Source organism: Tautonia plasticadhaerens (assembly GCF_007752535.1).
Taxonomy (GTDB): domain Bacteria; phylum Planctomycetota; class Planctomycetia; order Isosphaerales; family Isosphaeraceae; genus Tautonia; species Tautonia plasticadhaerens.
In genome coordinates, this window is the sequence record NZ_CP036426.1 from 4155249 (window position 1) to 4170508 (window position 15260).

Sequence of the window (15260 nt, forward strand, 5' to 3'; positions counted from 1 at the left end):
AGGACCTCTATCGGTTCCTGGACGAGTCGGCGGACCACCTCGGGGTGCCGCTGGTGACGGTCGCCGACGGGCGGACGCCGTGGCAGGTCTTCGATGGCGGCGATCGGCCCCACGGCCAGGCCGTTCCTCCGGGATCGGCGGGACGGCAAGACCGTGGGCGTCACGATGCGGGAGTTCCGGGAGCAGTGCGAGGCGTTCCCGCTGCTCGACGACCAGGACGGCGAGGAAGTCGGCTGGGGCTGCGGTGGCGGTTGTGCGATCGACGCCTGACCCCGCCGCGTGGCGGGCCGTGGCCGCCCGGCGGGCGGGGCGAGGAGGGGGGAGGGGAGGATCGAGAGCATGAGCGTTGATTCCTGGACGATCACCTGCCCGTTCTGCGGGTTCGAGGGCGGCGACCAATCCGCCTTCCGGATGAACATGACCGACGAATGCTGGTGTCCCAAGTGCCGGGAGCGGTTCGAATTCGAGTACCCCGAGGACGAAGACGATGAGGGGGAAATCGCCTCGGGAGAGGACCGTTCATGACCACCCCAACTTCCACACCCCCGCCCCGCCCGACCTCCGCCGACCTCTGCCGCGCCCGCGACTGGGGCGTGGGGACGGTGCTCGAAGGGCGGGAGAGCCTGCCGGGGGCATCATGGTGGGCCGAGGACCGCATCCGGATCACGGCGGTGGGCGAGGAAGGCGTGCTGGCCAGGACGATCGCCCGGCGGTCCCATGACGCCCCGGAGTGGACGCCGGTCGACCGCGGGGAATCCTCGTGGTCGCTGGAGGATCGCGACTGGCGAGTCGTCGACCCCGAGAACCAACAACCCTAGACACCCCGTCGCATCCCCGCATCACCCCGGGAAACCGCGTCGCGACCGGCCGGTCGAGCCGGTAAGGGAGATTGCGGGCGGGCATGATATCGCGACCCCCTTTGAATGCCAGGGAGATTTGCCCATGTCGGGAATGGATCGTTTCGACCATGCAATGGCTCGGCTCAAGCATGGGACGCTCGACGAGCTGCCCGACGCCTTCGCGGCGATGGCCGACGACCCGGCCGACGGCCTGTTCCGGGCGGCCTTCGCCGGGGCGGGCCTCGCGCTCGCTTTCGGGGTCGGGCTGGGGGTCGGCACCTGGTGGGGGGCGGGCCATTGCCGGGAGACGCACGCGACGATCGTGGCCGAGGCCGGGGCGGGGGGCCTGGCCTCCGGCGTCGAGGCGGGGGAGGTGGGGAGGCGATGAGCGAGCGAGGGGGGATCATGAGCGACGACGAGCGACTCGACCGCCCGCCGATCGGCCACGCATGGGGCGGGTACGTTTGGAATCGTTGCCTGACCGACCTGGAGGCCCGCGCGTTGTACCACGCCGGGCTCCGGTGCCCGATCGAGCGCGAGCGCCTCGCCCTGGAGTTGGGGGGCAAGCCGGCCGCCCTCGCCCCGGCCGCGGGCGCCGGGCCCGGCGACGCGGGCGCGACCACGGGGGAGGGGTCATGATCGTGATGGGCGACGACACCGATTACGAACAGGAGTACCGCGAACTCCGGGCGCGGGTGGGCGGGCTCGTGGACGAGATGAGGGACGACCTGGCCGAGGCCGAGTCGGAGGCCGATGCCTTCCTCCGGACGGCCCTCGTCGTCGCGGGGATCGTGCTCGCCGTCGCGGCCCTGTTCCTCGCATTCACGGTCGGGTTCTTGGTGGGCCACGACTGCCGCCGCGTCGACCACGGGGGCGGCGCCAGCGTCGTCGAATCGGAGTGACCACGATGGGCGAACGAGCGAAAACCATCAAGGCGACCCCCCATCGGGTCCGGCCCGGCGACCGGCTGGCGATCTACGCCCCGGACGGCCGCACGGTCTCGGGGGTCGTCCGCAGGTGCACCGGCGGGGTCGCGTCCCGGTCAGATCACGGGAAGCGATCCCATCCCCCGTAATTTTTTTCCCGCGTCTTCCGGGACCGCCCCCCTCGGCCGGGCCGGGAGGACAACCGTTCAACAAAAATTCGTATTCTGTTTCGTGGATATGGGCCTGCCGCTTGCATGGCCCTGACGCCGTGCGACCCGATCGGGCCGCATCCCGGCCCCGACGGGGCGGGGACGACCACCTTCTCGAGTTTCCCCAGGGACGCCAGGAGACGACGGATGACCAGGATCATTCTGACCGGGGCCTCGGCGATCGCGCTGGCCTGGAGTTCGACGGCGACGGCCCAGACCGAAAATGAGCCCCGGCAAGACCGCCCCCGGGCCGGGCAGGTCGGCCAGCCCGGGCAGGTCGGCCAGCCCGGGCAGGTCGGCCAGCCCGGGCAGGAGGGCCGGGCTGAGTTGCAGCAGCAGGCCGGGCAGCAGACCATCCGGGGCCGGATCACCGCGATCGAGCTGTCCGGCCAGGCCGGGGGCCAGCAGAGCCAGAGCCCGGCCGGGCAGCCCGGCCAGGCCGGGCAGCAAGGGCAGGGTGCCTCGGCCACCAGGGCCACCATCACGGTCCAGGGCGGTGGCATGATGGGCAGGCCGACCGGCCCCGAAGGGGAGACCGAACTCGGTGCCGATGTGGGCGATGAGACCGGCAGCGAGGGCCAGGCCCAGGACCGCCCCGACGCCGGCCAGGCCCAGGACCGCCCCGACGCCGGCCAGGCCCAGGACCGCCCCGGCCTGCGGCAGGGGGGGATCGGCCAGCCCGGGGGCGGCGGCATGATGTCCTACCAGTTCACCATCAACGACGACACCCTCATCCAGGCCGACATCGCCGACCGCCAGCCCGGCCAGCCCGGCGCCACCGATCGGCCCGAATCCGGTCAGCAGCCGGCCCGGCCCGGCGACCAACCGAACCAGTCCGGCCAGCAGACCGGTCGGGTCGGCGAGAATCCGCTGGCGAGCCCGGCCGGGCAGCCCGCCGGGCAGGAGTACCGGGGCCTCCGGGTCGGCCAGTCCGTCGAGGTCACCTACCGGCCGGATTCCCAGGCCGGCGACGCCCGCCCGGGGCAGCCCGGCGAGGCCGCCCGCCCGGGACAGGGACAGGGCCAGCAGCAGGACCAGCCTCGAACGGATCAGCCTGGTCAGGATCCGACCAATCGCCGGCCCGACGAGCCCGGCCTGGGGGATCAGCCCGGCCAGTCCGGCCAGGCCGGCCAGGGACGGATGATGCGGGGCGAGGCGATCTCCATCCGGGTCCTCCCCGACACCGGCCAGGATCGACCCGGCTCCGAGCTGGACCGCCCCGGCGCCGGCAACGCCGACCCCGCCCGCCCGGGGCAGGAGCGACCGGGTCAGGGGACCGGGACGGAACGGCCGGATCCGAATCCCAGGCCCTGATCGCCCGACCATCCCCGATCGACGTCGCGGAGGCCCGGGGGAGTCGATCCCCCGGGCCTCCGTCCGCGCCCGGGGTGCGGCAGGCGGTCGCCCCCGGCCTTCGCCTCGGGTAGGGTGCGGCCTCGCCCCCGGCCTCGCCCATCGGGCATGAGGACCGCCGATCATGGACCCGACACGTCCCTGGCCCTTCCCCGACCCCCCGGGGACGGAGGCGATCACGCTGGATCGCATCCTCTCGGGCGATTCCCCGCTGCGGCTCGTCTCGCACGACGAGGAGGACGGCGCCTGGCAGTTCCTCGACGGCGAGCACGTCTTCGAGGAGGACGCCGTGGTGGTCGCGCTCGGCGAGATCCTCCAGTTCGACCCCGGGCTCGCCGAGCTGGCCGACCTGCCGGTCGGCTGGTCCGCCTGGCGAGCGACCCCGGGGGCGGCCTGGCGACGCGCCCGGGGAGATCCGCCGACGACGATCGGCGGCGGGGCCTCGCCGTGAAGGCCGGGGTCAGGGGGACGCGCCGTCGGGCGGGGGGTCGTCCCCGTCGTGCTCGACGATCTGACCGTCCCGGACGCCGCCGGTGGGGATGCCGCGATCGACCCGCCCGCCGCCGACGACCCGGTAGCGGGAGAAGGGCATGGGGACCCCCTCCCCCAGGTGCGTGTCGAAGGTGTCCTGGAGGTGCAGGTGCAGGTGCGGCTCGCTCGTGTTCCCCGAGTTGCCGACCCGGCCGATCACCTGGCCGGCCTGTACCAGGTCCGCCTGGCGGACCGCCACCGAGCCGGGCTTCAGGTGGGCCAGGAACAGGAACTCGCGGTCGGCCACCTTCATGATGATGTGATTGCCGAAGGCGGTGCTCCCGCCGCCGAGCTGCCCGGGGGGCATGTCGGGGTCGCCGTCGGAGGCGACGATCACCACGCCGTCGGCCGGGGAGCGGATCGGCATGTCGTAGCAGTAATAGTCGGACAGTCGGGAGCCGTCACCCCGGTGGCTGCGGCCGTCCCGGGTGACGAGCAGGTCGTACGCCCCGCACTGGTCGGGGGCGACGACGTGGGAATTCACCTCCGGCGTCCCGCCCCCCCAGCCGACGGTGACGGGGCCGTCCAGCGGCAGTCGGAAATCCACCGCGCTAGGGCGGTCGGCGTGGGACGAGGGGTACGCCAGCGGCAGCGTCGGCGGCACGGCCAGGGCGACGATCAGCCCGAGGCCGATCAGCCGCCATCGGGTCCGGATCGGCCTCCGCAGCAGCGAGGTGGCCAGCGCGGCCAGCCCCAGGAGCAGGGCGACCCCCCACCAGAGCAACTGGTCCGCCCGGAACATCCAGAGGACCGCCCCGAGCGGCCCCGGCCGCAGGTAGGGCGTGATCGTCATCGCGAGCTGGAGCAGCAGCACCCCCAGGGCCACGACGTGCCACCATTCCAGCCGCCTCGGTCGTCGAGTCGCCCCCAACGCAGGAACCCTCCCGTCGTCCGCCCCGCTCACTCGTCCGGGCTGGAGAACTCCCTCAGCGGGAGGTTGACCGGCGCCTGGGCCCGGGAACTCCGGGCGACGGCCTCGGTGAACTGCATGTAGCGGGCCCCGGTGAGGAAGTCGGTCCGGGTTACGGGACGCTCCCCCCGGATCGCGGCCACGAAGTCGGCCTCGACGGCCCAGCCGCCGCGCTCGGACTCGGGGATCGGCATGGGACGCAGTTCCTGGCCCGCCCGGCCCAGGCGGATGGCGTCGGCCTCCAGGTCGTAGAGGATTGTCCCCCTGGAGCCGTAGAGCTCGATCGACGTGCCGGTGTTATGCCGGACCACCCCGCTGAGGCGGTAGATGCCGATGGACTCGTCCTCGTGGGTCGTCAGCACCTGCACCGTGTCCGGCGTGCCGACCCGGGCCTTCTCCCCCGTCTCCTCGTCGAGCCGGGCGGGGATCGTGATCGCCGCCCTGGCGAGCACCTCCACCGCCGGCGGCGTCCATCGCAGGGCGGTCTCGTGCAGGATGCCGAGGTTCAGCATGTTGAACCCCGAGTATCGCGTCACCTGCCGCCAGTGCAGGGGGGTCTTCCGGCTGGCGAACATGCCGGAGAGCCCGTGGACGTGCACCTCCCGGAGCGTGCCCAGGAAGCCGTCGTCGATCAGGCGCCGGACGAACCGGTCGCCGGCCAGCCCCAGCGGGCTGGGCACCACCATCGCCGCCAGGTGCGGGCTCTCCCGGGATCGGTCGAGCATCCGCTGGGCCTCCCGGGCGTTCATGGCCATCCGGGCCTGGGTCAGGACGTGCTTGCCGGCGTCCAGGGCGGCCAGGGTGATCGGGCAGTGCAGGTACGGCCAGGTGCCGACGACGACGGCGTCGATCCCCTCGTCCTCGACCAGCTCCTCCCAGGACTCGAAGAACCGGGGGACGTCCCACTCCCGGGCCACCTTCGCCGACGACTCCCGGCGCCGGTTGCAGACCCCCGCCACCCGCACGCCGGGGATCGCCTTGAAGCCGGGCAGGTGCCGCTCCCGGGCGATCCGCCCGGCCCCGACGATCCCGATCCGAAGCACCCCGTCGGCCATGCCGGTCGCCCTCGACTGGTCCCAGGCCGGTCGCGATCCCGCCGGCCGCCCCGGCCCTCGCCGGCGGGGCGGTCAGCGATCGGTCGGGTCAGTATCCGAAGTAGCCGCCACGATAGCCGTACCCGTATCCGTAGGGGAAGCCCCCGTAGCCGAAGCCGCCGAACGGCGACCCCACCCCGTAGGAGAACGAGGAGAAGCCGACCGACCCGTACGGGGCCCGGCCGTAGATCGACGGGGTGCCATATCCGTACCCGTAGCCGGGATAGCCGACGCCGTACCCGTAGCCGGGATAGCCGACGGCCCCGATCCCGATCCCCGTGCCGAAGCTCGTCGCGCTGTACCCGTAATTGCGGAACCCCAGGCCGCCGAGGCCGATGTTCACCGAGAACGACGACACGCCGGGCGCCCCGTAACCGTACCCATACCCCCCGTAGCCCAGCCCCGGATTGCCGATGATCCCCACGCCCGGATTGCCGACGATGCCGACGCCGGGATAGCCGAGCCCCCCGCCGGAGAACCCGCCGTAGCGCGACCGCCCCGAGACGGCCGACACCCCCCCCGCCGAGAACGGCGACGGCAGCGCGGGCTGATACCTCAGGCCGGTCCTCACCCCGGTGATCGGCTGCGCCCGGGGGCCGTACTGCGCCCCGGCCTCCCCGACCAGGAGGGCCGAGGCCACGATCCCGACGCCGACCAGCTGCCAGACCCCTCGCGTCCGAGTCCTCATCATCGTTGCATCCCCCGGTTGGGGCCGTCGAGGCCGCGACGATGGGGGCGACGCGGCCGGTCGACGACCTTCATGCTTCATTGTAGGCGAGCGTCGACCGGCAAGGGAGCACGGCCCGTGCCGACATCACCCCCGACCCTCTCCCCCGTCCGCGGGGGAGAGGGTGGCCGAAGGCCGGGTGAGGGGGGCTTCGATCGAAGCCGAGGCCCCTCGTCCTCACTCGCCGCGCCCGACCCGCGCCCGGGCCGAGGGGGGATTCGTCGAGGCCCGGGGGAGCCCCGGCTCAGCGTCCGCCGCCCCCCGGTCCCGAGGCCGCCGGCGTCTCCTCGGCCCCGGTGTCCTCCCCGGCGACCTCGGCCTCTGGGGCCGGGCCGGTGTCCTGGCGGTAGACGAGGATCCGGTCGTGGACGATCAGCGCCAGGTCCGTCCGGCCGTCGCCGTCCACGTCCCCCAGGGCCATCTCCCTCGGCTCGATCAGGTCGTCGAGGTTGTTGAACGACTTCTGCTCGAAGACCTGGAACGACAGGCCCGGGCGCAGCTCGCCGTCGACGAAGGGGACGATGTCCAGGTAGTGCTCGATCGTGTCGGTCAGCACCACGTCGGCCAGGCCGTCGGCGTTCAGGTCCCCCACGATCAGGTCGGCCAGCCGGCCGTCGGCGCGGTCGGTGGCGAAGCCGGCCAGCCGCTCCAGCCTCCGGCCGTCCCCGCTCGTCAGCACCACGCCGAACTTGTCCGCCCCGGCCAGCAGCAGGTCGTCCTTGCCGTCGCCGTCGAAGTCGCCGACGTGCATGCCGAGGAATTCCAGCGAGCCGACCGGCAGCGTGCCGACCGTCCGGTACGAGCCCCCGTCCTCCGGCTTCTCCAGGATCAGCAGCGCCTTGGAGGTCCGGTCCAGCAGGGCCACCTCCCGATTGCCGTCGCCGTCCAGGTCGATCGCCGCGGCGGCCTGCAACTGGGCGGTCGTCCGCCCGGCGTTGAACTGGTCGCGCACCTCCCACTGGCCCGAGGCGTCCAGGGCGATGCTCCGGGCGAAGGTCCCCTGCGCGACGAGGATCTCCTCCTCGTCGTCGAGCTTCGAGACGGTCAGGCCGCTCGGGTCCAGCCCGGCCAGGGGGCCGGGGCGGCTGGCGCTGCGGGCGGGGGGCTCGCCGCCCCCCCGGCCGATCAGCAGGGCGGGGGGGGCGTACGGGTCGAAGACCAGCACGTCGAGTTGGCCGTCCCGGTTCACGTCCAGGATCTTCACGTCCTCGGGCGGGCCGGTCAGCCCCTCGATCGCCACGGCGTCCACCTGCCCCCAGCGCAACGGGGCGAACTCGCCCGACTCGGATCGCTTCAGGCCCCGCAGGGTGAACGAGTCCTTCCCCTCCACCTTCTCCCGGGCCACGTAGAGCACCTCGACCGAGCCGTCCCCCTCCAGGTCGGCCGTCGCCAGCCCGATCGGGTCCCCCCCGGTGATCGGCAGGGCCCTGGGGAAGCCCAGGCGGCCGCCCTCCAGCCGGCTCAGGCCGATCTGCTTCTCCTGCTCCGAGAGGACGACCAGCTCGTCCCGGCCGTCGCCGTCCAGGTCCGCCAGCCTCAGGGCCGAGCCCCCCACCAGCCCCGGGTAGGTCGTCAGGGCCCCCAGGCCCGACTCCGCGTCGTCCTGCAGCACCACGAACACCTGCGCGTTGCTCGGGTCGGTGGCCACCACGTCCGGCCGGCCGTCGCCGTCGAGGTCGCCGACGGCCAGGGCCCGGTTGCGGGTGCTGCCCGGCGGCAGCGGGTGGACGATCAACCGGCCCTCCCGCTCCTCCCCGGGGGCGGGCCCCCGTCGCAGGGCGTGGACGACCGCCCGGCCGGTCTGCGACTCGATCGTCAGGACCTCCGCCCCCGGCGCGCCGTCCACGTCCCCGTAGGCCACCGCCCGGGCGTCGCCGATCTCGAACCGCTCCTCCGGCCCGAGCCGGCCGCCGGGCCGGGAGAAGCGGACCCGGATCGGGTAGTCGTCCCCCCCGGAAAGGATCGCCAGGTCGTTGCCGCCGTCGCCGTCGAGGTCGACGACCTTCAGCACCCCCGGCCTCGGCGCCGTGTGCGGCAGCCGTTCGGGGCGGCCGAGCGTGCCGTCCTCCTGCTGCAGCACCGTGACGATCTCCTGCGACGACATCAGCGCCAGGTCGTCCCGGCCGTCCCGGTCCAGGTCGCCGACGGCCAACGCCGAGCCGCTGTCGGAGGCCGACCCCGTGGTGATCGTCCGGGGGCGGCCGAACCGCCCGCCCCCCTCGTTGTAGAGGACGACCACCTCGGCCGGCTTGCCATAGAAGGCCAGGTCCGTCTTGCCGTCGTCGTCGAGGTCGCCGGCCTGGAGGCTGACGATCTCCTTGTTCACCGCGATCGTCTTGATCCGCATCCGCGAGGCGCTGGGCAGCCGGTTGGGGCCGAAGCCGAAGGTGCCCTCCTCGTCGGAGGGCCCCTCGGTGGTCAGCAGCAGGTCGATCCGGCTGCGGGCGTTGTCGGCCACGGCGAGGTCCCCCCGGCCGTCGCCGTCGAGGTCCGCGATCAGGAGGCCGCTGATCCGGTCGCCGAGCTTGTAGATCTCCAGCGGCAGGAACCCGTAGTACTCGGCCAGCCGGTCCTCCCCCCCCTGGCCCCGGGCGGGCCCCACGAGGGCGGCACAGGTCACGGCCAGGCAGCACAGGGCGGGCACTCGTCGCATCACGTGGTGCATCGTCTCGCGGTCCTTCTCGATCGGGGGGCGTCCTCGACGGTGCGGCCCGTCCCCGGTATCCACCCCGGCGGGCCGATCACGCCGTCGACTTTACGGCCCGCCTCCCCGCGCGACAAGCCGGCCGAATCGGGCCCGACCCGGCGGCCGAGGTAAGGCGTGACGGCGCCTCCCCCTCCGGCGATCCTCCTCCCGGGGCCGGGCCGGGCACGCCCCGACGGGATCGAGTATGCTAGGAGGTAGACTTGACCGAGGGCCCCGACATCGCGGCCCCCCGCCCGAAGGCGGTCGACCGGCACGACGGGCGCAACGCCCGGCCGGGACCCGCCGCCGGTCGCCCCGAGACGGAGTCCGCCGCACCCGGTCCACGGAGGGCCTCGCCCGCACCACTCGCGAACGCACCCCCGGAGTTTCCGACCCATGTGGGCCGTGGTCCGCTCGATGTCGCTCAGCGTCGCCGTCTCCGCCATGCCGAGGCTGGTCCGGCCCGACCTGCCGGGCCCCGGGGGGGTGGGCGCCATCGGCGACAGCTATACCGACGAATACCGCTTCTACGAGCCCGACCGCGCCTCGGCCCTCGGCTGGGTCGAGATCCTCGCCCTGGCCCGGGGCCTGGACTTCGGCCCGTTCTCGCTGGAGGACCTCGGCCCCCCCCGGCACCGGGGCTTCGCCCACAACTGGGCCCGGAGCGGGGCCACCAGCGACGACGCGATCGCCGAGGGGCAGCATACCGGGCTCGCCGGCCAGGTGGCCGAGGGGAAGGTCGACCTCTGCTACGTCTTCCTCGGCGGAAACGACTTCATCGAGGCCCTCGACCCCGACCGTCCCTGCTCCGCCTCCTCGCTGGCCCGGGTCGCCGCCAACGCGGCCGGGAACCTGAGGACGATCGTCGGGACGCTGCTCGACGCCTCCCCCACGGCCCGGATCATCCTCGCCACCGTGCCCGGCCTCCGGGGGCTCCCCGAGATCCGGGATCGGGTCGCCGCCGGCCTGATCGACCCGGCGATGCTCGACGCCTGTTCCGTCGCCCTCCGGCGGTTCAACGCCGCGCTCCGCGCCCTCGCCCGGGCCGAGCCCCGGGTCGGCCTGGCCGATTTGGAGCTGGAGGCGAGGGTGGCCGAGGCCCTCTTCCCCCGGTTCATCGCCGTCGGCGGCGCGCGGCTCGACCGCCTCTCGCCCGGCAACGCCCCGGGCCACCTGTTCCTGGCCGACGGCCGGCACATCGGCACCGTCGGCCAGGGGCTGATCGCCCAGCGGTTCGCCCGGGCCGCCTTCGTCCACTTCCGGATCGGCATCCCCCCGCTCTCCCACCGAGAGATCGTCGCGCTGGCCGGCTCCCTCGCCCCGCCCGCCGAGGCCGAGCTGGTCCAGGCCCCCTGATCCGGACCGGCGCCGGGCCGGAATCCACGCGATCCGGGCGGCTTCCCCCGGGAAAAGTGACTGGATTGCCCGAATCCCACGATCCTATTGGTGTCCGCCCGACGTGCCGGTCCCGCCGATCGCCCGCCCCGGGGGACACGCCCGGGCCGGTCGAACGGCCAATTCTTTCTCAATCCGGGTCGAACTCCCGCACAGGCCCGGTGCGCCCCGGGCCGAGATCCCCGAATCCCGAAACGAACTGGGACGTCCTGGCGAAATGTATGGACGGATAACAATTTAGGTCGATCGCGTCGGTCGCAATTCGGCGCACCGGACGCGCACCAAGAGGCGCACCGGACGCGCACCCATGAGGCGCACCGGAGGCGCACCCTGGGGCGCACCGGACGCGCATGTCCGGCACCTCGGCCTCCGGCTCCTTCCTGGAACGCAGATCGAGGACCGATCGGCCCCCACCGGGACCCAGCCATGATCGTTCCCGAAACGAACGCGGTCCCTTCGATGGAAGGGACGGACCCAGTTCGGGTTGTGGCGAACGGCCTTCCCCGATCTCGGCGCGCCGCCCGCGTCTGCCGGGCGCACGATCCGTCCGGTCGGCGGGGAACCCCGAGTCGGTCTCCGCGACGGAGCCCGGTCCCGAAGGTCGTCAAGAGCCTCCCGAGGGCCGCCGAGCCCGAGGGGGCCCCAGGCAGGGGCGTTTCCACGAAACGAAGACAAGTCGCCTTGCGAAACCCTTTATTTAGGAAAAGGTTGCGTCATCTATCTCCGGCGGGGACCGGCGCACCTGTGGGCGCACCGGGGTGGTCCGTCGGGGGGACGGAGACGGACGGGCGGCAACGTCCGAGGCGGGGCAGGGGGGCCGGTGCCGGATCAGGCGCCGTCGCCACCCCTGGGCCGGGAGCCCTCCCGGAGCAGGACCTCGGTCCGGAAGGGCCGGGCGTTGCCTTCGACGTAGAGGGATCGGGAGGGGAAGGCGAAGCCGACGCCCAGTTCCTCCATCCGGCGGAAGAGGGCCAGGTTGATCGCCTGCTGGATGTCCATGAACAGGTTGTAGTCGGGGCTCAGGACGTAATAGACGACCTCGAAGTCGAGCGACGAGTCGCCGAACTTGGCGAAGTGGGCCCGGTCGAACCGGGTCTGGTCCTGGCCCTCGACGATCTCCCGGACGACCTTCGGGATCGCTTCCAGCGTCTCCGCCTTGGTGCCGTAGAGTACGCCGAAGGAGAAGACGACCCGGCGTTCGAGCATCCGCTTGTAGTTGCGGACCCGGCTGCCGATCAGGTCGGAGTTGGGGAAGACGATCTGCTCTCCCCCGAGGCTCCGTACCCGGGTCGTCTTCACGCCGATGTGCTCGACCGAGCCCATGTGCTCGCCGCTGATGATGAAGTCCCCCACCTCGAAGGGCTTGTCCAGCACGATCGCCACCGAGCAGAAGATGTCCCCAAGGATCTGCTGCAAGGCGAACGCCACCGCCACGCCGCCCACCCCCAGCCCGGCCAGCAGCGGGGTGATCTCGATCCCGAAGCTGCCCAGGATCAGGATCGCCACGATCGTCCAGACCCCGGCCAGGGCGAAGAACCGGACGACGCCGTGGGCCGTCTGGGCCGCCGTCTCGCTGAAGTTGGCGAAGCGGAAGCCGTGCCGGAGCGCCTCGTCGATCAGCCCCATCCCCCAGCGCCCGGCCTGGAGGAAGATCACCACCAGGGCCAGCGTCCGGACCGTCCGCTCGACCGTGTCCGCCCGGCCGGGACCCCCTCGAAGCTCGACGAAGTAGAGGGCGATGAAGGCGGCGAAGGCGAAGATGCTGGCCGTCCAGGTGTGGTCGACGACCTGGCAGAGGTAGTCGTCGTAGGGCAACTTCGTCCGGTCGGCCAGCCTCCTCAGCCGGATCCGGGCGACCCCCAGTCCCACCCGGATCACCGAGGCCAGCAGGACCACCAGCCCGAGGAAGACGAGCCACCGCAGCAGCGGCAGGCCGAGGATCGTCCTGGAGGTCAGGACGTCTCGGAACTGGTCCCAGGTCTCGAACATGATCGGGCCTCGCGCTCGCCTTTGCCCCCGGTCCGGGTCGAATCCGGGCCGACCTTAGCACGATCTCGCCCCCCCTCGCAACGACGAGGGGCGATCGGACGGGAGGAGATCAGGCCCCTCCGGCTCCAGGCCGAGCACCCGGGACCAGAGGTCGGCATAGGCCCGGACGACGGCCGTCCGCGAGAAGTGCCGCTCGACCCGGGCCCGGCCCGCCTCGCCGAAGGAGCGAAGCCGGTCGGGGTCGGCCGCCGCCTCCCCCAGGGCCGAGGCCAGGGCGTCCGGGTCGCCGGGGGGGACGAGCCAGCCGGTCTCGCCGGGCAGGACGAGCTCCTCGGTCCCCTCGACCCTCGTCGCCACCACGGCCCTCCGGGCGGCCATCGCCTCCAGGACGACGTTGGGCATCCCCTCCCACCGGGACGGCAGGACGAGCAGGTCGCCCGCCTTGAGCAGCCCCGGCACGTCCCCCCTCCGGCCGAGCCAGTGCAGCCGGCCGGCCGGGAACCGGGAGGCGGCCGGGGAGCCGACGAGGAGGCCCCTCCCCGGCCCGTCGCCGACGATCGCCAGGTGCCAGTCGGGCCGCGATGAGGCCACGACCGAGGCCGCCTCCAGCAGCGTCGGCACGTCCTTCTGCGGGTCGAGCCGGCCGACGAACAGGGCGAGCACCGCGTCTTCCGGGACGCCGATCGAGCCCCGGGCCACGGCCGGGGCCTCGTCGACCGGCCCGGGGTCGATGCCGTTGGGGATCACGACGAGCCGATCGGGGTCGAGGCCGCCGACCCCGACCGAGAAGCGGCGGACCCCCTCCGAGACGCAGACCGAGCCGGGCGACAGCCGGGCCGTCGCCCGGTCGACCGCCAGGTGCCAGCGCCTCCCCCGCTCGGCGACCCGGATCCCGCCGACCACCGGCGGGGAGCCCGCCATCGGGGCCGCCAGCCGGGCCGCGATGTTGGCGTGGAAGAGGACGCCCTGGATCAGGGCCGGCCGGATCGCCCTCAGGGCCGAGGCCAGCCGGAGCACCCCCCGGATCGGCCTGCTTCGGTCCACCCCCAGGCACTCGACCGGCACCCCCGCCTCCCGGAGCGGCCCGGCCAGCGGGGCCTCGGGCCCGAGGGCGATGACCGAGGGCTCCCACCGGGAGCGGTCGAGCCCGGTCGCCAGGGAGACCAGCGCCCGCTCGGCCCCCCCCACGTCCAGCTCGGTGATGACCAGGGCGACCGGCACCGGCCGGTCGGGCCGCGGGCGGCTCGGTGGGGCGTCGAGGAGTCGGGCGAGTGGGGGGTGCACGGGGGGCCTCGGCTGGTCTGGTCGACCAGTGTAACGCGGGGCCGCCCGTCGTGCCCCGGGCATGGGGGCCGGATCCCTCGCAAACGAGCAGGAGAGGGGAGGGAGGGCGGTGCGACTGGCCGGCGGCCCGGGGAGGAGCCCCGGGCATCGGCGCGAGAAGTCTGTTAAAACACGGCACCACGGATCAGAGTCCTGGGGCCCCGGAGCGGGGGCCCGGGGCCGATCGAGACGAACCGCAGGGAGACGACCCGTGACCGCGATCGTTCTGGCCGCCCTTGCACTCGCCCCCCACGCCCCCCACGCCGGCGGGGCCGAGCTGATCGAGGCCCGACGCATCTGGGACGAGGCTCCCCACAGCGCCTTCACCGACCTGATCCGCTTCGACGGCCGCTGGCTCTGCACCTTCCGGGAGGGCCGGGGGCACGTCTCCCCCGACGGGGCGATCCGGGTGATCGCCTCGGTCGACGGGGAGTCGTGGGAGTCGATCGCCCGGCTGACCTCCCACTCGGCCGACCTCCGGGACCCGAAGCTCAGCGTCATGCCCGACGGCCGATTGATGCTCACCGCCGCCGGGGCCCTGCACGAGCCCGGGGGAGGGGGCCGGCACCAGACGATGGCCTGGTCCTCCGGGGACGGCTCGGCCTGGGACGGGCCCCGCCCGATCGGCGACCTCGGCTCCTGGCTCTGGCGGGTCTCCTGGAGCGGGGAGGGGTTGCCCTACAGCGTCGGCTACACCACCGGGGCGGAGCGGACCTCCCGGGTGGCCAGGCTCTATCGCGGGGTCGACGGCCGGGCCGACCGCTTCGAGGCGGTCGTCGACCCGTTCTTTTCCGGGGGGGAGCCGAGCGAGGCCACCCTGCTATTCCCCCCCGACGGCCCCGCCCTCTGCCTGCTCCGCCGGGACGGCGCCGAGCCCTCCGCGCAGCTCGGCCGGGCGGAGGCGCCGTACCTCGAATGGACCTGGGCCGACCTGGGGACCCGGGTCGGTGGGCCGGACCTCATCCGGCTGCCCGACGGGAGGCTGATCGCGGTGGTCCGGCTCTACGACGGCGGTCCCCGGACCTCGGTCTGCCGGCTCGACCCCGAGGCCGGCTCGCTGGCCGAATTGCTCACCCTGCCCTCGGGGGGGGACACCAGCTACGCCGGCCTGGCCTGGCATGGGGGGGAGCTCTGGGTCAGCTACTACTCCTCCCACGAGGAGAAGACGGCGATCTACCTGGCCCGGGTCGCGCTGCCGGAGGCCCCCTGACCGGTCGCGGTGCGGACCCCCCGGCCGCCGGGCGGCCACCCGCCCGCCCGGCGGTGCGGCGGACGGAC

Annotated in this window: 17 protein-coding genes; 11 read left to right on the plus strand and 6 right to left on the minus strand. The window is 73.5% G+C overall.

The annotated features are described in order from the left end of the window. Window positions 1-93: 93 nt before the first annotated feature. The 9 genes from ElP_RS38160 (at window position 94) to ElP_RS16540 (ending at window position 3778) form a co-directional block, all read left to right on the plus strand. A complete protein-coding gene (locus tag ElP_RS38160) occupies window positions 94-270 on the plus strand; it encodes a hypothetical protein (protein WP_197447041.1) in 177 nt (58 codons plus the stop codon). 69 nt (window positions 271-339) lie between these two features. Then, complete coding sequence (locus tag ElP_RS16510) at window positions 340-525, plus strand: hypothetical protein (protein ID WP_145271117.1); 186 nt, start codon at window positions 340-342, stop codon at window positions 523-525. Then, on the plus strand, window positions 522-818 hold the full coding sequence (locus tag ElP_RS16515; RefSeq protein ID WP_145271119.1) for a DUF7241 domain-containing protein: 297 nt from the start codon (window positions 522-524) through the stop codon (window positions 816-818). The genes ElP_RS16510 and ElP_RS16515 overlap by 4 nt, the downstream gene beginning before the upstream one ends. Window positions 819-942: 124 nt before the next feature. Further along, window positions 943-1227, plus strand: a complete 285-nt coding sequence (locus ElP_RS16520; RefSeq protein WP_145271121.1) for a hypothetical protein — start codon at window positions 943-945, stop codon at window positions 1225-1227. Continuing rightward, complete coding sequence (locus ElP_RS16525) at window positions 1224-1478, plus strand: hypothetical protein (protein ID WP_145271123.1); 255 nt, start codon at window positions 1224-1226, stop codon at window positions 1476-1478. Before ElP_RS16520 ends, ElP_RS16525 begins: the two co-directional genes overlap by 4 nt. After that, window positions 1475-1741, plus strand: coding sequence for a hypothetical protein (locus ElP_RS16530; protein ID WP_145271125.1), 267 nt, complete (start codon window positions 1475-1477; stop codon window positions 1739-1741). The genes ElP_RS16525 and ElP_RS16530 overlap by 4 nt, the downstream gene beginning before the upstream one ends. Before the next feature lie 5 nt (window positions 1742-1746). Beyond that, window positions 1747-1914 carry a hypothetical protein gene (locus ElP_RS38165; protein WP_197447042.1) on the plus strand — a complete coding sequence of 56 codons (168 nt, stop codon included), beginning with the start codon at window positions 1747-1749 and terminating at the stop codon, window positions 1912-1914. Between the two features lie 207 nt (window positions 1915-2121). Then, window positions 2122-3288: a hypothetical protein gene (locus ElP_RS16535; RefSeq protein WP_145271126.1), complete on the plus strand. Its 1167-nt coding sequence runs from the start codon at window positions 2122-2124 to the stop codon at window positions 3286-3288. Window positions 3289-3451: 163 nt separating this feature from the next. Continuing rightward, on the plus strand, window positions 3452-3778 hold the full coding sequence (locus ElP_RS16540) for a hypothetical protein (protein ID WP_145271128.1): 327 nt from the start codon (window positions 3452-3454) through the stop codon (window positions 3776-3778). 9 nt (window positions 3779-3787) lie between these two features. Here the strand turns inward: ElP_RS16540 and ElP_RS16545 are convergent, their stop codons facing one another. The 4 genes from ElP_RS16545 to ElP_RS16560 form a co-directional block, all read right to left on the minus strand. After that, the gene (locus tag ElP_RS16545; RefSeq protein WP_145271130.1) at window positions 3788-4729 is read right to left on the minus strand and encodes a M23 family metallopeptidase; all 942 of its coding nucleotides are present in this window, start codon (window positions 4727-4729) and stop codon (window positions 3788-3790) included. A gap of 29 nt (window positions 4730-4758) precedes the next feature. Next, a complete protein-coding gene (locus ElP_RS16550) occupies window positions 4759-5823 on the minus strand; it encodes a Gfo/Idh/MocA family protein (RefSeq protein WP_145271132.1) in 1065 nt (354 codons plus the stop codon). An 88-nt stretch (window positions 5824-5911) separates the two neighbouring features. Then, on the minus strand, window positions 5912-6553 hold the full coding sequence (locus ElP_RS16555; RefSeq protein WP_145271134.1) for a hypothetical protein: 642 nt from the start codon (window positions 6551-6553) through the stop codon (window positions 5912-5914). Window positions 6554-6833: 280 nt separating this feature from the next. Continuing rightward, on the minus strand, window positions 6834-9242 hold the full coding sequence (locus tag ElP_RS16560; RefSeq protein ID WP_145271136.1) for an FG-GAP repeat domain-containing protein: 2409 nt from the start codon (window positions 9240-9242) through the stop codon (window positions 6834-6836). A 429-nt stretch (window positions 9243-9671) separates the two neighbouring features. Between ElP_RS16560 and ElP_RS16565 the strand changes: the two genes are divergently transcribed. Further along, the gene (locus ElP_RS16565) at window positions 9672-10631 is read left to right on the plus strand and encodes an SGNH/GDSL hydrolase family protein (protein ID WP_145271138.1); all 960 of its coding nucleotides are present in this window, start codon (window positions 9672-9674) and stop codon (window positions 10629-10631) included. Between the two features lie 867 nt (window positions 10632-11498). Here the strand turns inward: ElP_RS16565 and ElP_RS16570 are convergent. Further along, entirely contained in the window at window positions 11499-12659 is a 1161-nt protein-coding gene (locus ElP_RS16570; RefSeq protein WP_197447043.1) for a mechanosensitive ion channel family protein, read from the minus strand. 54 nt (window positions 12660-12713) lie between these two features. After that, on the minus strand, window positions 12714-13943 hold the full coding sequence (locus ElP_RS16575; protein ID WP_231749757.1) for a glycosyltransferase: 1230 nt from the start codon (window positions 13941-13943) through the stop codon (window positions 12714-12716). Window positions 13944-14193: 250 nt separating this feature from the next. On the opposite strand from ElP_RS16575, the gene ElP_RS16580 reads away from it, so the two are divergent. Next, entirely contained in the window at window positions 14194-15192 is a 999-nt protein-coding gene (locus ElP_RS16580) for a sialidase family protein (protein ID WP_197447044.1), read from the plus strand. The last annotated feature ends 68 nt before the right edge of the window (window positions 15193-15260 follow it).